The organism is Kribbella sp. NPDC050241 (assembly GCF_044459685.1).
GTDB lineage: Bacteria > Actinomycetota > Actinomycetes > Propionibacteriales > Kribbellaceae > Kribbella.
In genome coordinates, this window is record NZ_JBITJE010000003.1 from 339754 (window position 1) to 363946 (window position 24193).

Below are 24193 nucleotides of genomic sequence, written 5' to 3' on the forward strand. Positions count from 1 at the left end.
TTCGGCGGCGTCCCCCGATGGGCTGACCCCAGATGTAGTTCTTCTAGTCGGCGAGGGCGCCGCAGGCGATCCCGAGCTCCGCGAGCTTGGCCTCGCCTCCGTCCAGGGCGGTGAGGATCCACGGACCCTTCGGAGTGAGCGTGAAGGTGTGCTCGGTGTGTGCCGCGGACCGGCCGTCGTCGGTGACGACGGTCCAGTCGTCCTCGAGCGTGTGGTTGTCCTGCTTGCCGAGCGTGAGCATCGGCTCGACGGCGAGTGCCATCCCCTCGACCAGCTTCGGCCCGCGGCCCGGGCGCCCGAAGTTCGGCACGTTCGGCGGCTGGTGCATCGCCGAACCGATCCCGTGCCCGACGAAGTCCTCGACGATGCCGTACGACGAATGGGCCTGGACATAGGCCTCGACGGCGGCCGAGATGTCGGTGAGCCGGCCGCCGAGCTTCGCGGCGGCGAACCCACGCCACATCGACTCCTCGCAGATCCGGGCCAGCTCGAGCAGATCGGCACCGACCTCGCCGACACCGACGGTAATCGCCGCGTCACCATGCCAGCCGTCCACGATCGCACCGCAGTCGATCGAGATCAGGTCGCCGTCGGCCAGCACCCGTTCGCCGGGGATGCCGTGCACGATCTCGTCGTTCACCGACGCGCAGATCGAGCCGGTGAAGCCGTGGTAGCCCTTGAACGACGGGACCGCACCGGAGGACCGGATGTGGTCCTCGGCGATCGCGTCCAGCTCACCGGTGCTGATACCGGCCTTGACCTCACCGCGGAGCAGCTCCAGCGTGCGGCCGACCACCAGGCCGGCGGCACGCATGGACAGGATCTGCTCGCGGGTCTTGATCTCGATGCCGCGGTCCCTGAACATCACACCCCGTGTCTTACTCCGTGATCGACTTCAGCGCGACGAGCACGCGCTCGCTCACCTCGTCGATCTCGCCGACGCCGTCCACCTCGCACAGCAGGCCGCGCTGCGCGTACACGCGCAGCAGTGGCTTGGTCTCGGCCGTGTAGACGTCCTGCCGGTGCCGGACGACCTCTTCGGAGTCGTCCGTGCGGCCCTCGGTGTGGGACCGCTTCATCATCCGGTCGACCAGTACGTCGATGTCGGCGATCAGCGCCACCACCGCGTCCAGCTTGTGACCGTGCTCGGCCAGGATGTCGTCCAGCGTGCCTACCTGGGCCAGGGTCCGCGGGTACCCGTCCAGCAGGAACCCTTCGCCGGCGTCCGCCTCGGACAGCCGGTCGCGGACCATCGCGTTGGTGACCTCGTCCGGGACGTAGTCACCGGCGTCCATGTAGCGCTTCGCTTCGAGCCCGAGCGGCGTCTCGTCCTTGACGTTCGCACGGAAGATGTCGCCGGTGGACACGGCCGGGATATTCAGGCGTTCCGCAAGCACCTTTGCCTGCGTGCCCTTGCCCGCCCCGGGCGGACCCATCAGCAACATTCTCATCAGCGCAGGAACCCTTCGTAGTTACGCTGCTGCAGCTGACTCTCGATCTGCTTCACCGTGTCCAGTCCCACGCCGACCATGATCAGGATCGACGTACCACCGAACGGGAAGTTCTGGCTCGCGTTCAGCAGGACGAGCGCCACCAGCGGGATCATCGAGATCGCCGCCAGGTAGAGCGCGCCCGGCAGCGTGATGCGGGACAGCACGTAGCCCAGGTACTCCTCGGTCGGCCGTCCCGCCCGGATCCCGGGGATGAAGCCGCCGTACTTCTTCATGTTGTCTGCAACTTCCTTCGGATTGAAGGTAATCGAGACGTAGAAGTAGGTGAAGAAGATGATCAGCGCGACGTACGTCACCATGTAGATCGGGTGGTCGCCCTTGACCAGGTTGCCTTGGATCCACTGCGCCCACTTCTTGTCCTGCTGGAACTGACTCACCAGCACCGGCAGGTAGAGCAGGCTCGAGGCGAAGATGACCGGGATGACACCGGCCTGGTTCACCTTCAGTGGGATGTACGTCGAGGTGCCGCCGAACATCCTGCGGCCGACCATGCGCTTGGCGTACTGCACCGGGATCCGGCGCTGCGCCTGCTCGATGAAGATGACCGCGGCCATGATCACCAGGCCGATCGCGACCACCACCACGAAGGTGGGGATGCCCTTCTCCTTGCGGATGTTCCACAGCTGGGTCGGGAAGGTGGCGACGATCTGGGTGAAGATCAGGATCGACATGCCATTGCCGACGCCGCGGTCGGTGATCAGCTCGCCCAGCCACATGATCACGCCGGTGCCGGCGGTCATGGTGAGCACGATGACGGTGATCGTGAACCAGTCGTCACGGTGCAGCAGCGGCTCCTGGCAGCCCTGGAACAACCGGCCCGGGGTGCGGGCCAGCGCCACGAAGGCGGTGGACTGCAGGATCGCCAGACCGACGGTGAGGAACCGGGTGTACTGGGTGATCTTGGCCTGGCCCGCCTGGCCTTCCTTCTTCAGCGACTCCAGCCGCGGGATGACCACGGTGAGCAGCTGCAGGATGATGCTGGCGGTGATGTACGGCATGATGCCGAGCGCGAAGATCGCGAGCTGCAGCAGCGCGCCGCCGGAGAACAGGTTGATCAGGTTGTACAGGTTCGCGTTCGCGCCACCCTGCGCCTGCTTGAGGCAGGTGTTCAGCGACTGGACGTTGACGCCAGGCGCCGGCACGACCGAACCGAGCCGGAAGATCACGACGATGAAGAGCACGAACAAGATCTTCCGGCGCAGGTCCGGAGTCTTGAACGCGTTGGCAAAGGCGCCTAACACCCTGTCCTCCCACATGTTTCCTCTGCCCGCTCAGGGCAGGGGCCTAGCAAAGCAGCTGGGCAAGAGACGAACCAGGGCTCGTCCGAACTCCAGCGCACGATATCAAGCGCCGGCTCGCACGAGCCCTGGACCTCGTTACACCTCGGTGGTGGTTCCTCCGGCCGCCTGGATCTTCTCCAGGGCGGACTTCGAGAACTTGTGCACCGAAACCTGCAGTGCCACGGTCAGTTCGCCGTCACCCAGTACCTTCACCGGCTGACCGCTGCGGACCGCGCCCTTGGCGACCAGGTCGGCCACGCCGACCTCGCCACCTTCGGGGAACAGTTGTCCGAGCTTGTCCAGGTTAACGACCTGGAACTCCACCCGGTTCCTGCTCTTGAAACCCTTCAGCTTCGGCAGCCGCATGTGCAGCGGCATCTGGCCACCCTCGAACCACTCGGGGATGTTGTTGCGCGCCTTGCTGCCCTTGGTACCGCGGCCGGCCGTCTTGCCCTTGCTGCCCTCACCACGACCCACGCGGGTCTTGGCGGTCTTGGCACCGGGCGCCGGACGCAGGTGGTGAACCTTCAGCGCCATGTCAGTCGACCTCCTCGACGGTGATGAGGTGGCGAACAGTGCGGACCATGCCACGGATCTCCGGGCGGTCGTCGTGAACGGCGACGTCGCCGATCCGCTTCACGCCCAGCGTGCGCAGGGTGTCGCGCTGGTTCTGCTTGCCACCGATGCCGGAACGGGTCTGGGTCACCTTCAAGCGTGCCATCAGGAAGCCGCCTCCGCCCGCGCCTTCAGCAGTGCCGCCGGGGCGACGTGCTCGACCGGCAGGCCACGGCGCGCGGCCACGGCCTCCGGGGTCTCCAGGCTGCGCAGCGCCGCCACCGTCGCGTGCACGACGTTGATGGCGTTGGACGAGCCCAGCGACTTGCTGAGGATGTCGTGGATCCCGGCACACTCCAGTACGGCGCGTGCCGAGCCACCCGCGATCACACCGGTACCGGGAGCGGCCGGACGCAGCATGACAACGCCTGCGGCCTTCTCGCCCTGGACCGGGTGCGGGATGGTGCCCTGGATCCGCGGCACCTTGAAGAACGCCTTCTTGGCCTCCTCGACACCCTTGGCGATCGCCGCGGGCACCTCCTTGGCCTTGCCGTAACCCACACCGACGGTGCCTTCACCGTCGCCGACGACCACGAGGGCGGTGAAGCTGAAGCGACGACCACCCTTCACGACCTTGGCGACACGGTTGATGGCTACCACGCGCTCGATGTAGGCGGTCTTGTCAGCTGCCTGACCGCGACCACCGTCGCGACCACGGCGCTCACCACCGGCGCCGCCTCCGCGACGCTGCTGGCCTCCGCTCATTTCGAACTACCTCTTCCTGTGTTTTGTGTCGCCATGTCAGAAGCCGAGCCCGCCCTCGCGAGCGGCGTCGGCCAGGGCCGCGATCCGGCCGTGGTACTTGTTCCCGGCCCGGTCGAACACGACCGAGTCGATGCCGACTGCCTTGGCCCGGTCGGCGATCAGGCCGCCGACGGTCTTGGCCTTGTCGGTCTTGTTCGCCTCCGCGCCACGCAGGTCGGCCTCCATGGTGGAGGCGGACGCCAGCGTCTTGCCGGCCACGTCGTCGATGACCTGTACGAACAGGTGCCTCGACGACTTGGTGACCACCAGCCGCGGCCGGTCGGCCGTGCCGTTGATCTTCTTCCGGACCCGGATCTGGCGACGCAGTCGCGACGCCGTCTTCTTGGCGGAGTGCTTGTGCGGACGCAGTCCGATCGCCATGGTTACTTACCAGCCTTTCCGACCTTGCGGCGCACCTGCTCGCCGGCGTACCGCACACCCTTGCCCTTGTACGGCTCGGGCTTGCGCAGCTTGCGGATGTTGGCGGCAACCTCGCCGACGGACTGCTTGTCGATTCCCTGCACCGAGAAACGGGTCGGCGCCTCCACCGTGAACGTGATGCCTTCCGGCGCGTCCACCGTGATGGTGTGGCTGTACCCGAGCGAGAACTCCAGCTGGGCCGGGCCCTTGGAGATGACGCGGTACCCCACGCCGACGATCTCGAGCTTCTTCTCGTAGCCCTCCGTCACTCCGGTCACCAGGTTGGCGATCAGGGTGCGGGACAGGCCGTGCAGTTCCTTGCTCTTGCGCTGGTCGTCCGGGCGGCTGACGGCAATGGCGCCGTCCTCGTCCCGGTTGACCGCGATGGGCTCAGCCACGACGTGCGAGAGCTGACCCTTGGGACCCTTCACGGTGACCGTCTGGCCGTCGATCGTGACGTCGACGCCGGACGGGACCGAGACCGGGAGCTTACCGATGCGAGACATTTCTGTGGTCCTCCTTCCGGTTCTTCGTCACCAGACGTAGGCGAGGACTTCCCCGCCAACGCCCTTGTTCTTTGCCTGTCGGTCGGTCAGCAGTCCCTGGGACGTCGAGATGATCGCGACGCCCAGGCCACCGAGGACCTTGGGCAGGCCGGTCGACTTCGCGTAGACCCGCAGACCCGGCTTGCTGATCCGGCGGACGCCCGCGATGGAGCGCTCCCGGCTCGGGCCGAACTTGAGGTCGACGACCAGGGTCTTGCCGACGGCGCCCTCCTTGGGCTCCTCCACCTTGTAGGAGGAGATGTAGCCCTCCTGCTGGAGGATGTCGGCGATGCCCTGCTTGATCTTGCTGTACGGCATCGAGGTCGACTCGTGGTACGCCTGGTTGGCGTTGCGCAGACGCGTCAGCATGTCTGCGATCGGGTCGGTCATCGTCATGGCCTGGGGCCTCTTTCCCGCCGTGGTTTCGCCGGCCGGCGACCTACGGTGACTAGATGGTGAGTGGAGAAAAGATCGGGGGTGGAGACGGTCACCAGCTGGACTTGGTCACACCGGGCAGCTCGCCCCGGTGCGCCATCTCCCGCAGGCAGATCCGGCACAGGCCGAACTTGCGGAAGACCGCCTTCGGCCGGCCGCAGCGCTGGCAGCGGGTGTAACCGCGCACCGCGAACTTCGGCTTCCGGGCCTGCTTGACCTTGAGTGCTGTCTTCGCCACGTCAGTTCTCCTTGAACGGGAAACCGAGCTGCCGTAGCAGGGCCCGGCCCTCGTCGTCGTTCTTCGCGGTGGTCACCACGGTGATGTCCATGCCCCGGACCCGGTCGATGCGGTCCTGGTTGATCTCGTGGAACATCACCTGCTCGGTCAGGCCGAAGGTGTAGTTCCCGGTGCCGTCGAACTGCTTCGGCGACAGACCGCGGAAGTCACGGATCCGCGGCAGCGCGAGCGCCAGCAGCCGGTCCAGGAACTCCCACATCCGGTCGCCGCGCAGCGTCACGTGCGCACCGATCGGCATGCCCTCACGCAGCTTGAACTGCGCGATCGACTTGCGGGCCTTGGTCACCTGCGGCTTCTGCCCGGTGATCGCGGCCAGGTCCTTCACCGCGCCCTCGATCAGCTTCGAGTCGCGAGCCGCCTCGCCGACGCCCATGTTCACCACGATCTTGGTGAGGCCGGGCACCTGCATGACGTTCTCGAACTGGAACTGCTCCTGCAGCTTGCCGACGATCTCCTCGCGGTACTTCGTCTTCAGCCGCGGCTGGACCCTGGTTTCGGTCACTGCGGTGGTCATCAGATCTCCTCGCCGGTACGCCGCGCGACCCGGACGCTCCGGAAACCGGTGTACGTCGAGCCGTCGGGGCGCCGCTTCTGCACCTCGACGCGGTTGTAGCCGACGCGGGTGGTCACCTTCTGCTTCTTGCCGTCCTTCTCGACCTCGACGACGAGCATCACGTTCGAGACGTGGATCGGGGCTTCCTGGGTGACGATGCCACCCGTGGTGCCGCCGCGCTGGGCCTGCTGCACCTTGGTGTGCTTCTTGACCCGGTTCACGCCCTCGACGATGACCTTCTCGGCATCGGGCAGGACCTGGATGATCTTGCCCTCGAGGCCCTTGGACTTGCCGGCGATCACGCGGACGAGATCACCCTTCTTCACGTGCAGTTTCCTCTGCGCCATCTCAGAGCACCTCCGGGGCGAGCGAGATGATCTTCATGAAGCGCTTCTCCCGCAGCTCCCGGCCGACCGGCCCGAAGATGCGGGTACCGCGGGGCTCGCCGTCGGCCTTGAGGATCACCGCGGCGTTCTCGTCGAAGCGGATGTAGGAGCCGTCCGGACGCCGGCGCTCCTTCACGGTCCGCACGACGACCGCCTTGACGACGTCACCCTTCTTCACACCGCCGCCCGGGATCGCGTCCTTGACGGTGGCGACGATCGTGTCACCGACACCGGCGTAGCGCCGACCGGAGCCACCGAGCACCCGGATGCAAAGGATCTCCTTCGCACCCGTGTTGTCGGCGACCTTCAGTCGCGACTCCTGCTGGATCATCTGTTGATCTCCTGGTTGTCTCGCTGGTTCTCACTCACGTGAGCCTTGCGGAACGAATAAATTCGATGGGTTGCCCGACGTGCGGGCAACTACTTGGCCTTCTCGAGGATCTCCACGACGCGCCAGCGCTTGGTCGCCGACAGCGGCCGGGTCTCCATCAGGAGGACGCGGTCGCCGGTACCGGCGGCGTTCTGCTCGTCGTGCGCCTTCAGCTTGCTGGTGCGACGGATGACCTTGCCGTACAGCGCGTGCTTGACCCGGTCCTCGACCTGGACCACGACGGTCTTGTCCATCTTGTCGCTCAGCACCAGGCCCTCACGGGTCTTGCGGCGGCCTCGCGTCTGGGTGGTCGTGCTCACGGTCTCGTCCTTCGCGTTCTCGGTCATGCCTTGCTCCCAGCCTTCTCGCTGTCGTCCGCGGTCTCCTCGACGTCGACCTCGGCCTCAGCCTCGGCCTCGGCGGCCGGGGCATCGACCTCGTCGGTGATGCCGAGCGCCCGCTCGGTCAGCACCGTGTAGATGCGGGCGATGTCCTTGCGGACGGCGCGCAGCCGGCCGTGGGACTCCAGCTGGCCCGTGGCAGCCTGGAACCGGAGGTTGAACAGCTCCTCCTTGGCTTCGCCGAGCTTGCTCATCAGCTCGTCCCGGCCCAGGTTCCGCAGCTCGGCGGCAGTCTGGATAGCCATCAGTTCTCACCTGCCTCTCGGGCGATGAAGCGGCACTTCATCGGCAACTTGTGGATCGCACGGCGGAGGGCCTCGCGAGCGATGTCCTCCGGTACGCCGGACAGCTCGAACAGGACCCGGCCGGCCTTGACGTTGGCGATCCACCACTCCGGCGAACCCTTACCGGAACCCATCCGGGTCTCGGCCGGCTTCTTGGTCAGCGGGCGGTCGGGGTAGATGTTGATCCACACTTTGCCGCCACGCTTGATGTGCCGGGTCATCGCGATACGCGCGGCCTCGATCTGCCGGTTGGTGACGTAGTGGTTCTCCAGCGCCTGGATGCCGAAGTCACCGAAGGCCAGCGTCGTACCACCCTTGGCAGCGCCGGAGCGCTTCGGGTGGTGCTGCTTGCGGTGCTTGACCTTGCGGGGGATGAGCATGGTTCAGCTCTCCGTTCCGGTCGTCTCAGCGGGCTTGTCGGCAGCGGGGGCCGTCGCCTCGGCCCGCGGGGCCTCGGCGCGGTCTCCACCACGGCCACCGCGGTCACCACGGTCGTCCCGACGGTCGTCGCGGCGGCCACCACGGCCACCACGGTCGTCGCGACGGGCCGGCCGGCGCTGCTGAGTGGCGGCACGGGCCGCGGCCTGTGCCTCGCGCTCGGCCCGGGAGCCGGCCACGTCACCCTTGTAGATCCAGACCTTCACGCCGATCCGGCCGAAGGTCGTACGGGCCTCGTAGAAGCCGTAGTCGATGTCCGCGCGGAGCGTGTGCAGTGGCACCCGGCCCTCACGGTAGAACTCCGACCGCGACATCTCCGCGCCACCGAGCCGGCCGGAGCACTGGATCCGGATGCCCAGGGCGCCGCCACGCATGGTGGTCTGCATCGCCTTGCGCATCGCGCGGCGGAACGCCACGCGGCCGGACAACTGCTCGGCCACGCCCTGCGCGACCAGCTGGGCGTCGACCTCGGAGTTCTTCACCTCGAGGATGTTCAGCTGCACCTGCTTGCCGGTGAGCTCCTCCAGGCTGCCCCGGATCCGGTCCGCCTCGGCGCCACGGCGACCGATGACGATACCCGGACGGGCGGTGTGGATGTCGACCCGGACCCGGTCACGGGTGCGCTCGATCTCCACGCGGGAGATGCCGGCGCGCTCCATGCCCTTGCTCAGCAGGCGGCGGATCTTGACGTCCTCGCCCACGTAGTCCCTGTACAGCTTGTCGGCGTACCAACGGCTCTTGTGATCGGTGCTGATGCCGAGACGGAACCCGTGCGGGTTAACCTTCTGGCCCACGTCAGGACTCCTTCTTCTCAGCGGTCTTCTTGGCAGCCGTCTTCTTGGCGGTCGCCTTCTTGGCCGGCTTGTCGGCGTCGGCCTTGTCGGCGGCAGCCTTCTTGGCCGGAGCCTTCTTGGCCGTGTCCGCCTTCTTGGCAGACTTCTTCGCCGGGGTCTTCTCGGCCGGCTCTTCCTCGACCCGCGGCGCCACGACCACAGTGATGTGGCTGGTCCGCTTGTCGATCCGGGTGGCCCGGCCCTGGGCACGCGGGCGGTGACGCTTCAGCGTCGGGCCCTCGTCCACATAGGCCTTCGCCACGACCAGGTCGGCCCGGCTCAGGTGCTCGGTGCCCTCGGCGTTCGCCGCGGCGCTGTCGACGACCTTGTACACGGTCGCGGCAGCGGCCTGCGGGGCGAACTTCAGAGTGGCGAGTGCGTCGTCGACGCCCAGACCGCGCACCAGATCGACCACGCGGCGCGCCTTCATCGGCGTCACGCGGACGAAGCGCGCGACCGCGAAGGCCCCGGGCTCGTCGCCCAGCAGGCCCTCGCGACGGGCACTGACGGCCCTACGCTCTTGAACGCTCATGATGTTCGAATCTCTCCGTAGGTTGCTATCGCTTCATCACTGACCTAGGTCAGCGACGCCGTGACTTCCGGTCGTCCTTCTCGTGACCCTTGAACGTGCGGGTCGGGGCGAACTCGCCGAGCTTGTGCCCGACCATCGCGTCCGTCACGAACACCGGCACGTGCTTGCGGCCGTCGTGCACCGCCAGCGTGTGGCCGATCATGTCCGGCACGATCATCGATCGGCGGGACCAGGTCTTGATGACGTTCTTGGTGCCCTTCTCGTTCTGCACCTCCACCTTCTTCATCAGGTGGTGGTCGACGAACGGGCCCTTCTTCAAGCTGCGTGGCATTCTGGCCGGCTCCTATCAGCGCTTCTTGCCGGCCTTGCGGCGCCGGACGATCATGCGGTCGCTTTCCTTGCGGGTGCGGGTACGCCCCTCGGGCTTGCCCCACGGGGACACCGGGTGGCGTCCACCCGAGGTCTTGCCCTCACCACCACCGTGCGGGTGGTCGACCGGGTTCATCGCGACACCGCGGACGGTCGGGCGCTTGCCCTTCCAGCGCATCCGGCCCGCCTTGCCCCAGTTGATGTTCGACTGCTCGCCGTTGCCGACCTCACCGAGGGTGGCGCGGCAGCGTACGTCGACCATCCGGACCTCGCCGGACGGCATCCGCAGGGTGGCCATCCGGCCTTCCTTCGCGACCAGCTGGATGCTGGCACCGGCCGAGCGGCCCATCTTGGCGCCGCCCCCCGGACGCAGCTCGACGGCGTGCACCGTGGAGCCGACCGGGATGTTGCGCAGCGGCAGGTTGTTGCCGATCTTGATGTCGGCGGCCGGGCCGTTCTCGACGATCGTGCCCTGCTTCAGGTTCGACGGGGCGAGGATGTAGCGCTTCTCGCCGTCGACGTAGTGCAGCAGCGCGATCCGCGCGGTGCGGTTCGGGTCGTACTCGATCTCGGCGACCTTGGCCGGCACGCCGTCCTTGTCGTACCGCTTGAAGTCGATCAGCCGGTACGCCCGCTTGTGACCGCCACCGTGGTGCCGGGTGGTGATCTTGCCGGTGTTGTTCCGGCCGCCCTTCTTGGGCAGCGGACGCAGCAGCGACTTCTCGGGGGTCGAACGGGTGAGCTCGACGAAGTCGGCCACGCTCGAGCCACGGCGGCCCGGCGTTGTCGGCTTGTATTTGCGGATACCCATTACGACTGGCCTCCGAAGATGTCGATGCGGTCGTCACCCTTGAGGGTCACGATCGCCCGCTTGGTGTCCGGGCGCTTGCCCCAGCCGGCACGAGTCCGGCGGCGCTTGCCCTTGCGGTTGATGGTGTTGACGTCGCTGACCTTCACCTTGAACACCTTCTCGACCGCGAGCTTGATCTCGGTCTTGTTGGCGTTCGGGTCCACCTCGAACGTGTACTTCTGCTCGTCCAGCAGGCCGTAGCTCTTCTCGCTCACGACCGGCCGCAGCAGCACGTCCCGCGGATCCTTGTTGACTCCGTGGCTCATGCCTCAACCTCCTGCTCGGCCTCGGTCGACGTGGCGACGGCCTTGACGGACTTGCCCTGGGGCGCGCCGGCGACGAAAGCGTCGAGGGCACCCTGGGTGAACACGACCGCGTCGCTGCACAGCACGTCGTACGCGTTCAGCTGGTCGGCCGCGATCAGGTGCACGTGCTGCACGTTGCGCAGGCTCAGCCAGGTGAGCTCGTCGGCCCGCTCGACCACGACCAGGACCTTGCCCGGCTCGGTCGCCGCGGCCAGCACGTTCAGCGCGGCCTTGGTGGACGGCTTGTCACCGTCGACGAACTTCTCGACCACGTGCACGCGGCCGTCACGGGCCCGGTCCGAGAGCGCACCGCGGAGCGCGGCGGCGATCATCTTCTTCGGGGTCCGCTGGCTGTAGTCGCGCGGCACCGGGCCGTGGACGACGCCACCACCGGTGAACTGCGGCGCGCGGATCGAACCCTGGCGGGCGCGACCGGTGCCCTTCTGCCGGTACGGCTTGGTGCCACCGCCGGAGACCTCGCCGCGGGTCTTGGCCTTGGCCGTGCCCTGGCGGGCCGCGGCCAGCTGGGCCACCACGACCTGGTGGATCAGCGGGATGTTGACCTGGACGTCGAACAGCTCGGCCGGAAGCTCGGCGGAGCCCTTCTTACTGACCTTGTCGCCCTTCACGACGACGACGTCGACCGAGCTCATTTCTGGGCTCCCTTCACAGCTGCGCCCTTGGCGGCGTTGCGGATCAGCACGAGGCCGCCCTTGGGACCGGGCACCGCACCCTTCAGCAGGATCAGGCCGCGGTCGGTGTCGATCGCGTGCACGGTGATGTTCTGCGTGGTGACCTGCTCGGCGCCCATCCGGCCCGCCATCCGCAGGCCCTTGAAGACCCGGCCCGGGGTGGCGCAGCCGCCGATGGAACCCGGCGAGCGGTGCTTCTTGTGGACACCGTGGGTGGCGCGGAGGCCGTGGAAGCCGTGCCGCTTCATCACACCGGCGAAGCCCTTGCCCTTGCTGGTGGCGGACACGTCGACCCGCTCACCGGCCTCGAAGGCCTCGGCCTTGATCTCCTGACCCAGCGTGTACTCGCTGGCGTCGGCGGTGCGCAGCTCCAGCAGGTGGCGCCGCGGCGTCACGCCGGCCTTGTCGAAGTGGCCGCGCATCGGGCTCGTGACCTTGCGGGGGTCGATGTCGCCGAAGGCGATCTGGACGCCGTCGTACCCGTGGCTGTCCGAGGTGCGAACCTCGGTCACCACGCACGGGCCGGCCTGGATCACGGTGACGGGGACGACACGGTTGTTCTCGTCCCAGGTCTGGGTCATGCCGAGCTTGGTGCCCAGCAGACCGCGCGTGTTCTTGGTAGAAGTGCTCATTGGTTGTTCGCGTCCCTCAGAGCTTGATCTCGATGTCGACACCGGCCGGCAGGTCGAGCCGCATCAGCGAGTCGACGGTCTTCGGCGTGGGGTCGATGATGTCGATGAGCCGCTTGTGGGTGCGCATCTCGAAGTGCTCGCGGCTGTCCTTGTACTTGTGCGGCGAGCGGATGACGCAGAACACGTTCTTTTCCGTCGGCAACGGCACCGGGCCAGCAACCTTCGCACCAGTACGCGTCACCGTGTCGACAATCTTGCGTGCCGAACTGTCGATGACCTCGTGGTCGTAGGCCTTCAGCCGGATGCGGATCTTCTGTCCCGCCATCGCTTCGCTTCGTCCTTCTCTATCGTCAACGTCTGTGTTGCTCCGACCCCCGCGGTCGGGTGTGTCGCGTGCGCGGCACGCACGTGACTCACCGCTTCATCGACCTGGAATGGTGATCGGGGCCCGGTCTCGGACCGGAACCTCGGCATGGTCTCCGGTCCGGCGCACTCGCCAGACGCAAGTCTGGGGCGCGCCCCGGCGGCCTCGCCTGAGCAACCTGAATATTGTGCCAGAGATCGGCGTCGAAACGCCAATCGGGTGGCTTCACGCCCGATCCGGCCCCACCTGAGCGCCGGATCGAGGCGCAAAGCAGAGGTCCGCGGGGCTCAGGATGCGAGCCCTCGCGGACCTCGTGAGATCACTTGATGATCTTGGTGACCCGGCCGGCGCCGACGGTGCGGCCACCTTCGCGGATCGCGAACTTCAGACCCTCTTCCATGGCGATCGGCTGGATCAGCTCGACCGACATGTCGGTGTTGTCGCCCGGCATGACCATCTCGGTGCCCTCGGGCAGCGTGACGACGCCGGTGACGTCCGTGGTGCGGAAGTAGAACTGGGGCCGGTAGTTCTGGAAGAACGGCGTGTGACGGCCGCCCTCCTCCTTCGACAGGATGTAGACCGACGCGTCGAAGTTGGTGTGCGGGGTCGTGGTGCCCGGCTTGATGACGACCATGCCGCGCTCGACGTCCTCGCGCTTGGTGCCACGAAGCAGCAGACCGACGTTCTCACCGGCCTGGCCCTCGTCCAGCAGCTTGCGGAACATCTCGATACCGGTGACCGTGGTGGTCTGCTTCTCCGGACGGATGCCGACGATGTCGACGGTCTCGTTGATCTTGACGACACCGCGCTCGATCCGGCCGGTGATGACCGTACCGCGACCCGTGATGGTGAAGACGTCCTCCACCGGCATCAGGAACGGCTTGTCGATCTCACGCACCGGCTGCGGGATGTAGGAGTCCACCGCGTTCATCAGCTCGATGATCGACTCGCCCCACTTGGCGTCGCCCTGCAGCGCCGGGTGAGCGGCGACGCGGACGATCGGCGCGTTGTCGCCGTCGAACTCCTGCTCCGAGAGCAGCTCGCGGACCTCGAGCTCGACGAGCTCCAGGATCTCCTCGTCGTCGACCATGTCGCACTTGTTCAGCGCCACGACCATGGCCGGCACGCCGACCTGGCGGGCGAGCAGAACGTGCTCACGCGTCTGCGGCATCGGGCCGTCGGTGGCGGCGACGACCAGGATCGCGCCGTCCATCTGAGCCGCACCGGTGATCATGTTCTTGATGTAGTCCGCGTGACCCGGGCAGTCGACGTGGGCGTAGTGCCGGGCCTCGGTCTGGTACTCGACGTGCGCGATGGAGATGGTGATACCGCGCTGACGCTCTTCGGGCGCCTTGTCGATCTGATCGAAGGCCGATGCCTCGTTGAGCGTCGGGTACTTGTCGTGCAGCACCTTGGTGATCGCCGCGGTAAGAGTGGTCTTACCGTGGTCGATGTGACCGATGGTGCCGATGTTGACGTGCGGCTTAGTCCGCTCGAACTTCGCCTTCGCCACTGGGGCCCTCCTAGTTAAATGTTGACTACGCCGTACGCCGACGCGCTTGGGGTGTGGTGGTCAGGAGCGAGAGATTACTCGCCCCGGGCCTTCTTGATGATCTCTTCCGCCACGTTCTTCGGAACCTCGGCGTAGGAATCGAACTGCATCGAGTACGACGCGCGGCCCTGCGTCTTGGAACGCAGGTCACCGACATACCCGAACATCTCCGACAGCGGCACCAGGGCCTTGACGACCCGGCTGCCACCGGGGCCCTCGTCCATCGACTGGATCTGGCCACGGCGGGAGTTGAGGTCGCCGATCACTTCACCCATGTAGTCCTCAGGGGTGGTGACCTCGACCGAGAACATCGGCTCGAGGATGACCGGAGTCGCCCGCCGGGCAGCGTCCTTGAAGGCCATCGAACCGGCGATCTTGAACGCGAGCTCGGAGGAGTCGACATCGTGGTAGGCGCCGTCGGTCAGCGTGACCTTGACGTCCACCATCGGGTAGCCGGCCAGTACGCCGAACTCCATCGCTTCCTGCGCGCCCTCGTCCACCGACGGGATGTACTCCCGCGGGATCCGGCCACCGGTGACGGAGTTGACGAACTCGTAGCCGCCTTCGCCGCCGGCCTCGACCGAGGTCGGCTCGATGTTGATGATCACGCGCGCGAACTGACCCGAACCACCGGTCTGCTTCTTGTGCGTGTAGTCGACCTTCTCGACCTTCTTCTTGATCGTCTCGCGGTAGGCGACCTGCGGCTTGCCGACGTTGGCCTCGACGCGGAACTCGCGCTTCATCCGGTCGACCAGCACCTCGAGGTGCAGCTCACCCATACCGGCGATGATCGTCTGGCCTGTGTCCTCGTCGGTCCGGACCTGGAAGGTCGGGTCCTCCTCGGCCAGCCGCTGGATCGCGACGCCCAGCTTCTCCTGGTCGCCCTTCGACTTCGGCTCGATGGCGACCGAGATGACCGGGGCCGGGAACTGCATCGACTCCAGCACGACCGGCTTGCCCGGGTCGGCCAGCGTCTCACCGGTGGTGGTGTCCTTCAGACCCATCACGGCGACGATGTGGCCGGCGCCGATCGACGCGATCTCCTCACGCTTGTTCGCGTGCATCCGGTAGATCTTGCCGATCCGCTCCTTGCGCCCCTTGGTGGGGTTCAGGACCTGGGTGCCGGTCTCGAGCTTGCCCGAGTACACCCGGATGAAGGTCAGCTTGCCCAGGTGCGGGTCGGCCGCGATCTTGAACGCCAGCGCCGAGAACGGCTCGCTGTCGTCCGGCTTGCGCAGGACGACCTGCTCGCTGTCCTTGACGTCGTGGCCCTCGATGGCCGGAACGTCGAGCGGGCTCGGCAGGAACGCGTTGATCGCGTCGAGCAGGGGCTGCACGCCCTTGTTCTTGAACGCGGTGCCGGTCAGCACCGGGGTCAGCTTGCTCGCGATCGTCGCGCGCCGGATGCCGGCCATGATCTGCTCCTCGGTGGGCGCTTCGCCCTCGAGGTACATCTCCATGATCTCGTCGTCGGCCTCGGCCAGCGTCTCGATCAGCTTGTCGCGCCACTCGGCGGCGATCTCGGTGTGGCTGGCCGGGATCTCCTCGACCGTGTAGTCCTCACCCATCGTCGTCTCGCCGCGCCAGGTCAGCGCACGCATCCCGACCAGGTCGACGACGCCGATGAAGTCGGACTCGGCACCGATCGGCAGCTGCAGCACCAGCGGCACCGCGGCCAGCCGGTCGACGATCATGTCGACGCAGCGCATGAACTCCGCGCCGGTCCGGTCGAGCTTGTTGACGAAGCAGATCCGCGGTACGCCGTACCGGTCGGCCTGACGCCACACGGTCTCGGACTGCGGCTCGACGCCGGCAACGCCGTCGAACACCGCGACGGCACCGTCCAGGACGCGCAGCGAGCGCTCCACCTCGACGGTGAAGTCGACGTGCCCGGGGGTGTCGATGATGTTGATGGTGTGGTCTTTCCAGGTGCAGGTCGTCGCGGCGGACGTGATCGTGATGCCGCGCTCCTGCTCCTGCTCCATCCAGTCCATCGTGGCGGCGCCGTCGTGGACCTCACCGATCTTGTAGGTGATACCGGTGTAGAAGAGGATCCGCTCGGTCGTCGTCGTCTTGCCGGCGTCGATGTGAGCCATGATCCCGATGTTGCGGACCTTGGCCAGGTCGGTGGTGATTTGTACGGCCACCTCGGTGGTCTACCTCTCGATTCTGTACTGCTGTCAAAGGGTGAGCGCTGGGGTCCGGATCGGACCCCGGATCACCAGCGGTAGTGGGCGAAAGCCTTGTTGGCTTCGGCCATCTTGTGCGTGTCCTCGCGGCGCTTGACCGAGGCTCCCAGGCCGTTGGAGGCGTCCAGGATCTCGTTCATCAGGCGCTCGGACATGGTCTTCTCGCGACGCGCCCGGGAGTACGTCGTCAGCCAGCGCAGCGCCAGCGTGGTGGACCGGCCCGGCTTGACCTCGATCGGCACCTGGTAGGTCGCACCACCGACGCGCCGGCTCTTCACCTCGATGCTCGGCTTCACGTTGTCCAGCGCACGCTTCAGCGTGATCACCGGGTCGGTGCCGGTCTTGGTCCGGGTGCCCTCGAGCGCGGTGTAGACGATGCTCTGCGCGATCTGCTTCTTGCCGTCGACCAGGATCTTGGAGATCAACTGGGTGACGAGCGGCGAACTGTAGACCGGGTCGATGATGACCGGACGCTTCGGGGCGGGGCCCTTGCGCGGCATTAGCTCTTCTCCTTCTTCGCGCCGTAACGGCTGCGCGCCTGCTTGCGGTTCTTCACACCCTGGGTGTCGAGCGAACCGCGGATGATCTTGTACCGGACACCCGGAAGGTCCTTCACACGACCGCCACGCACGAGCACGATCGAGTGCTCCTGCAGGTTGTGGCCGACGCCGGGGATGTACGCGGTGACCTCGATGCCGCTGGTCAGGCGGACACGCGCGACCTTGCGAAGGGCCGAGTTCGGCTTCTTCGGCGTGGTCGTGTAGACGCGCGTGCACACACCGCGACGCTGAGGGGAACCCTTCAGGGCGGGCGTCTTGTTCTTGGACACCTTGTCCTGGCGGCCCTTGCGGACCAGCTGCTGAATGGTGGGCACCGCGTAGGTCTCTTTCTGTCGTCCGGCTTTCTTCTGCTCTGCTTTTGCTGACCCCCGCGGTCGGGTGTGTCGCGTGCGCACGGGCGTACCGAAGCCGTAATCTTCCAGACTGTCGGCAGGAGTCCCGTGCCACGCGCGCAACCCGTTCGACCAGGGGCACGCATGACGGCCCAGGATGACCCGGGCACGATCGTTAAGACTAGCGGCTGCCTCAAGCACGGTCAAAATGACCGACCGCACGGGCCTGAGGCTGGTCCGCTCGTCCAGTTTACAGGGTCTACGGAGTGGCCCGGCCGGCCAGGAAAGCGGATGCCACCGCCTGGTCCCCCTCGACCGTCAGAACGCTTCCCGGCAACCGCTTCCAGAGGCACAGATCGAGCTCCGCGGCAGTGCCGGAGACGACCGCCTCACCCGCTGCCACACCTCGCTCCACCTGGGGCGGATCCCCTTCTGACACAGGCGTCAGCGTCCACTCGTCGCCCGTATCGGTCGCCCGTACGCCGATCCGCCGGGTGACCGCAGGGGCGACCCGCCGGGCCAGCATCCGCGGCAGGAAGACCCCGAACACTTCGTCCACCCCGTCGGCCGCCAGGGCCGCAGGTACGACGGTCAGACCACTGGTGGCCCGCCCTTCGTCGGAGACGCCGGCCTGGACCGCGTCCACGAGGTGGATGGCTGTCTCATGCATGCGCCGCCGGGACCAGAACCCCGCGTACTGCGCGATCGGCGCGAAGTTCCAGCACGGCTCGTCCGGATCGACGGCCCGGATCGCGGCGGCCAGCGCCGCGGTCGTACCGGCATACCAGTCGCTCCAGGAGATCGTCGTACGCAGGACCTCCGGGACCCTCTGGGAGGTGCCGCTGAGCAGGATCGACGCCGCCCAGCGCTGGCCGGAACCGATGTGCAGGGCCAGGTCGGCCAGCGTCCAGCCCGGGCAGGCGGGCACCTCGGACGCCGGGTCGGCCTGGTCGAGGACGGCCGCGAATTCCGCGGCCGTCCGCTCGAACTCGGCCAGATAGTCGATCGGTCCGTCAGGCACGGAACTCGACGTCGGTGATCAGCCCCTCGGAGACGCGGTACAACGCGATCATCGGGACCCCTTCGCCGGTGTCGTACGCCAGCACATGCTCGACGACCCACTCGCCCAGCATCAGCTTCTGCACGACCTCGGTCTTGCACCGTCCGGCAGCGAACCGTGACCCGTAGTACTCGCGCAGGAACCGGCGGCCCTTCAGCTCGGTGCTGTCGGCGAGGTGGATCCGGGCGGTCGGCGAGTACATCGCCAGGAACGCCTCCAGGTCGTGCGCCGCGTACGCCGCGTGCTCGCGCCCCACCACCCGGGAGGCCGGAGTGTCCACCGGAACGGCGGGAGTGGTCGGAAGAGGATCGAGCGTCGGAACCGGAGCGGTCGGCGCCGGCTGACTGGCAGGCGCAGCCGGAGTCGGGAGATCCATCAGCGGTTCAGCCGCGGCCGGCGTACGCGCAGCGGTCTTTCGGGATGCCGGGGCGCTCTTGGCCCTGGTCTTGGTGGTGGTCGTCGGTGAGGTGGATGCCGTGGTCACGCCGTCCGGGTCCTCGCCCAGGTGGGCGATCGCCCAGTCCAGGGCCTTGGTGACGGCGGCGCGTGATTCTTCGGTGTGGTCGAGCATGTCGAACCCGTGGTGCCCTTTCGGTACGTCGATGATGTCCAGCGCGCTGCCACCTGCGGAGACGAACTCCGCGACCGGACCGGCGAGTTCCTCACGCTCGCGTCCGGCTCGGGTGAGCAGCACCGGCAGATCCTTGTGTTTCCCGATCACTTCGGCGGCGGTGACCAGGTCGTCGACACCGGGCGGGGTGGCGAGCAGGGGGTAGGTCAGGGCCATGCAGCGCAGCCAGTCGGGGCGGCTGTCCAGCCACTCCCCGGCCAGCAGGCCCGCACCGGAGAAGAACCACAACCCGACCCGATCGGGGTCGACCCGTGGATCAGAACGCAGTACGCCGATCGCAGCCTCCACCTCGTCCGCGGCGGTGACCAACTGGTCGAAGCCGCGAATCAGGCTGTGGTCGACGACTGCGGCCACCATGCCTCGCCTGGCGACCGCAGTCGCATAGCCCTTGTAGACCGGCCAGTCCCGTGGTGTGGCCACGAGCTCGGCTGGTCCCGGTCCCCCGTGCACGAACAGCATCGCGCCCGTCCGGGCAGTCCCGGCCGGACGGTAGATGTCGATCTCTCCAAGCCTGTCCACCCGCACGTCGGGCCCGTCCAGTACCCCCAGGACGAAAGGCCGCAGATAGGCCGGGAGATCCGTCATGGACCAATCTTGGCCTATCGCCCGGACACTTTCAGCCCCGCCCCCGAGTGTCTTGCGCAGACCGGCGTACCAACTCGGTCAGAACGCCGGAATCCACGTCTGCCAAGCGTTTGACGTACAGGCATCCGGCGCTGGTCGTATGCGGCCCGAGACGGGCGAGCAATTCGTCGTACCCGTCGAAACCCGCGGTCAGATAAAGCGTCAGTGCTTGTTTCCGGACAGCGAATCCGACGTCGAACCAGTCCAGCTCGCGACCGCTCTCGTAGACCAGGTGGCGGTCGCCGAAACCGACGATCGGCGGTCCCCACAGGGCCGGCTCCAGACCGGTCGCCCTGGTGATCAGCGCGTTGAGCTCGCGGGCGTCGTCGCCCCGGACTCCGGCGATGCCGGCCAGGTAGTCGTCGACGGACGCGTCGGTCTTCCGGGTCTTGTTCTCGGCCATGGTTCATCCTGGCCGGAACGCCGCGAGGGCGGCACCCCCTGGTGGGAGTGCCGCCCTCGGCGGAGTGGACTCGGCTCAGTTCTGGTAGGAACCGAGGTCGAAGTCGTCGAGCGGGACCGACTGACCGGTGGACGGGCCGAAGTCGTAGTCGTACGACTCGTAGCCGACCATCGAGTACATCGCGGCCTTCGCCTCCTCGGTGGGCTCCACCCGGATGTTGCGGTACCGGTCCATGCCCGTACCGGCCGGGATCAGCTTGCCGATGATGACGTTCTCCTTCAGACCGACCAGCGAGTCGGACTTGCCGTGGATCGCGGCCTCGGTGAGGACGCGGGTCGTCTCCTGGAAGGAGGCGGCCGACAGCCACGACTCGGTGGCCAGCGAGGCCTTGGTGATACCCATCAGCACCGGACGTCCCGAGGCCGGCGTACCGCCCTCGGCGACCACGCGGCGGTTCTCCGCCTCGAACATGATCCGGTCCGCGAGCTCACCCGGCAGCAGCTGGGCGTCGCCCGACTCGATCACCGTGACCCGGCGCAGCATCTGCCGGACGATGATCTCGATGTGCTTGTCGTGGATGGCCACACCCTGCGACCGGTACACCTCCTGGACCTCGTCCACCAGGTGCTCCTGCGCCTTGCGGACACCCAGGATCCGCAGAACCTCCTGCGGGTCCGGCGTACCCTGCGTCAGCTGCTGACCGACCTCGACGTGCTGACCCTCTTCGATCAGCAGGCGGCCACGCTTCGACACCGGGTAGGCGACCTCCTCGGAACCGTCGTCCGGGGTGAGCACCAGCTTCCGGGTCTTGTCGGTGTCCTCGATCGAGATCCGGCCGGCGGCCTCCGAGATCGGCGCCTTGCCCTTGGGCTGGCGGGCCTCGAAGAGCTCGACCACACGCGGCAGACCGTGGGTGATGTCATCACCCGCGACACCACCGGTGTGGAAGGTCCGCATCGTCAGCTGCGTCCCCGGCTCACCGATGGACTGGGCCGCGATGATGCCGACCGCCTCGCCGATGTCGACCGGCTTGCCGGTCGCCAGCGAACGGCCGTAGCACTTCGCGCAGGTACCGGTCTTGGCGTCACAGGTCAGCACGGAGCGGACCTTGACCTCCTCGATCCCGGCCTCGACCAGCTTCGCGATCGAGACGTCGCCCAGATCGCTGCCGGCCGTCAGCACGACCTTGCCGCTCGCGTCGGACACGTCGGTGGCCAGCGTCCGTGCGTACGCGCTGGTCTCGACGTTCTCGGCGTGCACGACCTTGCCGTCCGGACCGGGCTCGCCGATCTTCTTCGGCAGGCCCCGCTCGGTGCCGCAGTCCTCCTCGCGGATGATCACGTCCTGCGAGACGTCCACCAGACGACGGGTCAGGTACCCCGAGTCGGCGGTCCGCAGCGCGGTGTCCGCGAGACCCTTCCGGGCACCGTGGGTGGCGATGAAGTACTCGACCACCGACAGGCCCTCACGGAAGTTGGACTTGATCGGCCGGGCGATGATCTCACCCTTCGGGTTGGCCACCAGGCCACGCATACCGGCGATCTGCCGGATCTGCATCATGTTGCCTCGGGCACCCGAGTGGACCATCATCCAGATCGGGTTGGCCTTCTCGAAGTTCTCCTCCATCGCCTTGCCGACCTCGGCGTTGGCGCCGGTCCAGATCTCGATCAGCTCCTGGCGCCGCTCGGACGAGGTGATCAGACCCCGCTCGAACTGCTTCTGGACCTTCTCGGCCTGCGACTCGTACCGGGCCATGATCTCCGGCTTGGACGGCGGCGTGCTGAAGTCGTCGATCGACACGGTCACACCGGACCGGGTGGCCCAGCGGAAACCGAGGTCCTTCAGCGCGTCGAGGGCGTTGGCGACCTCGACCTTGGAGTACCGCTCGGCCAGGTCGTTGACGATCCCGCCCAGCTGCTTCTTGCCGACCTCGACGTCGACGAACGGGTAGTCCGTCGGCAGCGCCTCGTTGAACAGCGCCCGGCCCAGCGTGGTCTCCAGGGAGAACCCGCCCTCGGCCCGCTCGGTCGCACCGGCAGGTACGCCGGACTCGTCCAGACGCAGCGTGATCTTGGCCTGCAGCGACAGCTCGTTGCGGTCGAACGCCATCAGTGCCTCGGCCACCGAGCTGAACGCCCGGCCCTCACCCAGAGCGCCTTCCTTCAGCATGGTCAGGAAGTAGATGCCGATGATCATGTCCTGCGTCGGCATCGTGACCGGACGGCCGTCGGCCGGCTTCAGGATGTTGTTGGTCGACAGCATCAGGATCCGCGCCTCGGCCTGAGCCTCGGCCGACAGCGGCAGGTGCACCGCCATCTGGTCACCGTCGAAGTCCGCGTTGAACGCGGAGCACACGAGCGGGTGAATCTGGATCGCCTTGCCCTCGATCAGCTGCGGCTCGAACGCCTGGATGCCGAGCCGGTGCAGCGTAGGCGCACGGTTCAGCAGTACCGGGTGCTCGGTGATGACCTCTTCCAGCACGTCCCAGACCTGGGCGCGCTGGCGCTCGACCATCCGCTTGGCGGACTTGATGTTCTGCGCGTGGTTGAGGTCGACCAGCCGCTTCATCACGAACGGCTTGAACAGCTCCAGCGCCATCGCCTTCGGCAGACCGCACTGGTGCAGCTTCAGCTGCGGACCGACGACGATGACGGAGCGGCCCGAGTAGTCGACCCGCTTGCCGAGCAGGTTCTGACGGAAGCGGCCCTGCTTGCCCTTGAGCATGTCGGACAGCGACTTCAGCGGCCGGTTGCCCGGGCCGGTGACCGGACGGCCACGACGGCCGTTGTCGAACAGTGCGTCGACGGCCTCCTGCAGCATCCGCTTCTCGTTGTTGACGATGATCTCCGGCGCGCCCAGGTCGAGCAGTCGCTTGAGCCGGTTGTTCCGGTTGATCACCCGGCGGTACAGGTCGTTCAGGTCCGAGGTGGCGAACCGGCCACCGTCGAGCTGGACCATCGGCCGCAGGTCCGGCGGGATCACCGGCACGCAGTCGAGCACCATGCCCATCGGGCTGTTGTTGGTGGCCAGGAACGCGGTCACGACCTTGAGCCGCTTCAGGGCGCGGGTCTTGCGCTGGCCCTTACCGGTCTTGATCGTCTCGCGCAGGTTGTCCGCCTCGGCCTTCAGGTCGAAGGTCTCCAGCCGGCGCTGGATCGCGGCGGCACCCATGGCGCCCTCGAAGTACTTGCCGAACCGCTCCTTCATGGCGCGGTAGAGGATCTCGTCGCCCTCCAGGTCCTGGACCTTCAGGTTCTTGAACCGGGTCCAGACCTCGTCGAGGCGGTCGATCTCGCGCTGCGCACGGTCGCGCAGCTGCTTGACCTCACGCTCGGCGCCTTCCTTGACCTTGCGGCGTACGTCGGCCTTGGCGCCCTCGGCCTCGAGCTGCGCCAGGTCCTCCTCGAGCTTCTTCATCCGCGTCTCGATGTCGTTGTCGCGCCGGTTCTCGAGCTGCTTGCGCTCGACGTCGGTCCGGCCCTCCAACGACGACAGGTCGCGGTGCCGCGACTCGTCGTCGACGTCGGTGATCATGTACGCCGCGAAGTAGATGACCTTCTCCAGGTCCTTCGGGGCGAGGTCGAGCAGGTAGCCGAGTCGCGACGGGACACCCTTGAAGTACCAGATGTGGGTGACCGGCGCGGCCAGCTCGATGTGGCCCATCCGCTCACGGCGCACCTTGGAGCGGGTGACCTCGACGCCACACCGCTCGCAGATGATGCCCTTGAAGCGAACGCGCTTGTACTTGCCGCAGTAGCACTCCCAGTCCCGGGTGGGACCGAAGATCTTCTCGCAGAAAAGGCCGTCACGCTCGGGCTTGAGCGTCCGGTAGTTGATCGTCTCGGGCTTCTTGACCTCGCCGTGCGACCACTGACGGATCTCATCCGCGGTGGCCAGGCCGATCCGAAGCTCGTCGAAGAAGTTCACGTCGAGCACGATGTGTTATCTCCCGATAGTTGCTGTTGCCATCTGGGGGGCGACCCCC

The 24193-nt window shown here is 67.1% G+C and carries 32 protein-coding genes; all 32 read right to left on the reverse strand.

All coding sequences use genetic code 11. The features are described 5' to 3' along the window. Nucleotides 1–43 precede the first annotated feature (43 nt). A complete protein-coding gene (gene map, locus ACIBG5_RS16195; RefSeq protein WP_396392321.1) occupies nucleotides 44–865 on the reverse strand; it encodes a type I methionyl aminopeptidase in 822 nt (273 codons plus the stop codon). Between the two features lie 13 nt (nucleotides 866–878). Beyond that, on the reverse strand, nucleotides 879–1451 hold the full coding sequence (locus ACIBG5_RS16200; RefSeq protein ID WP_131360987.1) for an adenylate kinase: 573 nt from the start codon (nucleotides 1449–1451) through the stop codon (nucleotides 879–881). Next, a complete protein-coding gene (gene secY, locus ACIBG5_RS16205; protein WP_360446656.1) occupies nucleotides 1451–2752 on the reverse strand; it encodes a preprotein translocase subunit SecY in 1302 nt (433 codons plus the stop codon). The genes ACIBG5_RS16200 and secY overlap by 1 nt, the downstream gene beginning before the upstream one ends. A gap of 135 nt (nucleotides 2753–2887) precedes the next feature. Next, the gene (gene rplO, locus ACIBG5_RS16210; RefSeq protein WP_131512858.1) at nucleotides 2888–3328 is read right to left on the reverse strand and encodes a 50S ribosomal protein L15; all 441 of its coding nucleotides are present in this window, start codon (nucleotides 3326–3328) and stop codon (nucleotides 2888–2890) included. Between the two features lies 1 nt (nucleotide 3329). Next, nucleotides 3330–3512, reverse strand: a complete 183-nt coding sequence (gene rpmD / locus ACIBG5_RS16215; RefSeq protein WP_012923669.1) for a 50S ribosomal protein L30 — start codon at nucleotides 3510–3512, stop codon at nucleotides 3330–3332. Further along, nucleotides 3512–4111: a 30S ribosomal protein S5 gene (rpsE, locus tag ACIBG5_RS16220; protein ID WP_360446659.1), complete on the reverse strand. Its 600-nt coding sequence runs from the start codon at nucleotides 4109–4111 to the stop codon at nucleotides 3512–3514. Before rpsE ends, rpmD begins: the two co-directional genes overlap by 1 nt. Nucleotides 4112–4147: 36 nt before the next feature. Continuing rightward, nucleotides 4148–4531, reverse strand: coding sequence for a 50S ribosomal protein L18 (rplR, locus tag ACIBG5_RS16225; protein ID WP_396392322.1), 384 nt, complete (start codon nucleotides 4529–4531; stop codon nucleotides 4148–4150). A 2-nt stretch (nucleotides 4532–4533) separates the two neighbouring features. Further along, nucleotides 4534–5076 carry a 50S ribosomal protein L6 gene (gene rplF / locus ACIBG5_RS16230; protein WP_396392323.1) on the reverse strand — a complete coding sequence of 181 codons (543 nt, stop codon included), beginning with the start codon at nucleotides 5074–5076 and terminating at the stop codon, nucleotides 4534–4536. Nucleotides 5077–5103: 27 nt separating this feature from the next. After that, the gene (gene rpsH / locus ACIBG5_RS16235; RefSeq protein WP_396392324.1) at nucleotides 5104–5511 is read right to left on the reverse strand and encodes a 30S ribosomal protein S8; all 408 of its coding nucleotides are present in this window, start codon (nucleotides 5509–5511) and stop codon (nucleotides 5104–5106) included. Nucleotides 5512–5602: 91 nt separating this feature from the next. Then, nucleotides 5603–5788 carry a type Z 30S ribosomal protein S14 gene (locus tag ACIBG5_RS16240; RefSeq protein ID WP_012923674.1) on the reverse strand — a complete coding sequence of 62 codons (186 nt, stop codon included), beginning with the start codon at nucleotides 5786–5788 and terminating at the stop codon, nucleotides 5603–5605. Between the two features lies 1 nt (nucleotide 5789). Next, the gene (gene rplE, locus ACIBG5_RS16245; RefSeq protein ID WP_131360999.1) at nucleotides 5790–6362 is read right to left on the reverse strand and encodes a 50S ribosomal protein L5; all 573 of its coding nucleotides are present in this window, start codon (nucleotides 6360–6362) and stop codon (nucleotides 5790–5792) included. Continuing rightward, a complete protein-coding gene (rplX, locus tag ACIBG5_RS16250; RefSeq protein WP_131361001.1) occupies nucleotides 6362–6748 on the reverse strand; it encodes a 50S ribosomal protein L24 in 387 nt (128 codons plus the stop codon). The genes rplE and rplX overlap by 1 nt, the downstream gene beginning before the upstream one ends. A 1-nt stretch (nucleotide 6749) precedes the next feature. Further along, nucleotides 6750–7118, reverse strand: coding sequence for a 50S ribosomal protein L14 (gene rplN, locus ACIBG5_RS16255; RefSeq protein WP_012923677.1), 369 nt, complete (start codon nucleotides 7116–7118; stop codon nucleotides 6750–6752). An 89-nt stretch (nucleotides 7119–7207) separates the two neighbouring features. Continuing rightward, on the reverse strand, nucleotides 7208–7504 hold the full coding sequence (gene rpsQ, locus ACIBG5_RS16260; protein WP_131361003.1) for a 30S ribosomal protein S17: 297 nt from the start codon (nucleotides 7502–7504) through the stop codon (nucleotides 7208–7210). Beyond that, nucleotides 7501–7803: a 50S ribosomal protein L29 gene (rpmC, locus tag ACIBG5_RS16265; RefSeq protein ID WP_396392325.1), complete on the reverse strand. Its 303-nt coding sequence runs from the start codon at nucleotides 7801–7803 to the stop codon at nucleotides 7501–7503. The genes rpsQ and rpmC overlap by 4 nt, the downstream gene beginning before the upstream one ends. Continuing rightward, nucleotides 7803–8222: a 50S ribosomal protein L16 gene (gene rplP / locus ACIBG5_RS16270; protein WP_131361007.1), complete on the reverse strand. Its 420-nt coding sequence runs from the start codon at nucleotides 8220–8222 to the stop codon at nucleotides 7803–7805. Before rplP ends, rpmC begins: the two co-directional genes overlap by 1 nt. A 3-nt stretch (nucleotides 8223–8225) precedes the next feature. Next, on the reverse strand, nucleotides 8226–9074 hold the full coding sequence (gene rpsC, locus ACIBG5_RS16275) for a 30S ribosomal protein S3 (RefSeq protein ID WP_396392326.1): 849 nt from the start codon (nucleotides 9072–9074) through the stop codon (nucleotides 8226–8228). Between the two features lies 1 nt (nucleotide 9075). Further along, nucleotides 9076–9645, reverse strand: coding sequence for a 50S ribosomal protein L22 (rplV, locus tag ACIBG5_RS16280; protein WP_396392327.1), 570 nt, complete (start codon nucleotides 9643–9645; stop codon nucleotides 9076–9078). A 49-nt stretch (nucleotides 9646–9694) separates the two neighbouring features. Beyond that, nucleotides 9695–9976: a 30S ribosomal protein S19 gene (gene rpsS, locus ACIBG5_RS16285; protein ID WP_131361012.1), complete on the reverse strand. Its 282-nt coding sequence runs from the start codon at nucleotides 9974–9976 to the stop codon at nucleotides 9695–9697. 15 nt (nucleotides 9977–9991) lie between these two features. Continuing rightward, the gene (gene rplB / locus ACIBG5_RS16290; protein WP_131361014.1) at nucleotides 9992–10825 is read right to left on the reverse strand and encodes a 50S ribosomal protein L2; all 834 of its coding nucleotides are present in this window, start codon (nucleotides 10823–10825) and stop codon (nucleotides 9992–9994) included. Then, entirely contained in the window at nucleotides 10825–11130 is a 306-nt protein-coding gene (gene rplW, locus ACIBG5_RS16295; RefSeq protein WP_131512847.1) for a 50S ribosomal protein L23, read from the reverse strand. Before rplW ends, rplB begins: the two co-directional genes overlap by 1 nt. Then, the gene (gene rplD, locus ACIBG5_RS16300) at nucleotides 11127–11822 is read right to left on the reverse strand and encodes a 50S ribosomal protein L4 (protein ID WP_360446668.1); all 696 of its coding nucleotides are present in this window, start codon (nucleotides 11820–11822) and stop codon (nucleotides 11127–11129) included. Before rplD ends, rplW begins: the two co-directional genes overlap by 4 nt. Then, the gene (gene rplC / locus ACIBG5_RS16305) at nucleotides 11819–12493 is read right to left on the reverse strand and encodes a 50S ribosomal protein L3 (protein ID WP_360446670.1); all 675 of its coding nucleotides are present in this window, start codon (nucleotides 12491–12493) and stop codon (nucleotides 11819–11821) included. The genes rplD and rplC overlap by 4 nt, the downstream gene beginning before the upstream one ends. A 16-nt stretch (nucleotides 12494–12509) precedes the next feature. After that, the gene (gene rpsJ, locus ACIBG5_RS16310; protein WP_012923688.1) at nucleotides 12510–12818 is read right to left on the reverse strand and encodes a 30S ribosomal protein S10; all 309 of its coding nucleotides are present in this window, start codon (nucleotides 12816–12818) and stop codon (nucleotides 12510–12512) included. Between the two features lie 358 nt (nucleotides 12819–13176). Then, a complete protein-coding gene (gene tuf / locus ACIBG5_RS16315) occupies nucleotides 13177–14370 on the reverse strand; it encodes an elongation factor Tu (RefSeq protein ID WP_360446672.1) in 1194 nt (397 codons plus the stop codon). Between the two features lie 74 nt (nucleotides 14371–14444). Beyond that, nucleotides 14445–16505 carry an elongation factor G gene (gene fusA, locus ACIBG5_RS16320; protein WP_396392995.1) on the reverse strand — a complete coding sequence of 687 codons (2061 nt, stop codon included), beginning with the start codon at nucleotides 16503–16505 and terminating at the stop codon, nucleotides 14445–14447. Between the two features lie 122 nt (nucleotides 16506–16627). Then, complete coding sequence (gene rpsG, locus ACIBG5_RS16325; RefSeq protein WP_131361025.1) at nucleotides 16628–17098, reverse strand: 30S ribosomal protein S7; 471 nt, start codon at nucleotides 17096–17098, stop codon at nucleotides 16628–16630. Continuing rightward, a complete protein-coding gene (gene rpsL, locus ACIBG5_RS16330; RefSeq protein ID WP_012923692.1) occupies nucleotides 17098–17472 on the reverse strand; it encodes a 30S ribosomal protein S12 in 375 nt (124 codons plus the stop codon). The genes rpsG and rpsL overlap by 1 nt, the downstream gene beginning before the upstream one ends. 277 nt (nucleotides 17473–17749) lie before the next feature. Beyond that, nucleotides 17750–18511: a maleylpyruvate isomerase N-terminal domain-containing protein gene (locus ACIBG5_RS16335; protein WP_396392328.1), complete on the reverse strand. Its 762-nt coding sequence runs from the start codon at nucleotides 18509–18511 to the stop codon at nucleotides 17750–17752. Next, nucleotides 18504–19766 carry a nuclear transport factor 2 family protein gene (locus ACIBG5_RS16340; RefSeq protein WP_396392329.1) on the reverse strand — a complete coding sequence of 421 codons (1263 nt, stop codon included), beginning with the start codon at nucleotides 19764–19766 and terminating at the stop codon, nucleotides 18504–18506. The genes ACIBG5_RS16335 and ACIBG5_RS16340 overlap by 8 nt, the downstream gene beginning before the upstream one ends. 31 nt (nucleotides 19767–19797) lie before the next feature. Further along, the gene (locus ACIBG5_RS16345) at nucleotides 19798–20208 is read right to left on the reverse strand and encodes a DUF1801 domain-containing protein (RefSeq protein WP_396392330.1); all 411 of its coding nucleotides are present in this window, start codon (nucleotides 20206–20208) and stop codon (nucleotides 19798–19800) included. Nucleotides 20209–20283: 75 nt separating this feature from the next. Beyond that, nucleotides 20284–24144: a DNA-directed RNA polymerase subunit beta' gene (locus ACIBG5_RS16350; protein WP_396392331.1), complete on the reverse strand. Its 3861-nt coding sequence runs from the start codon at nucleotides 24142–24144 to the stop codon at nucleotides 20284–20286. Between the last annotated feature and the right edge of the window lie 49 nt (nucleotides 24145–24193).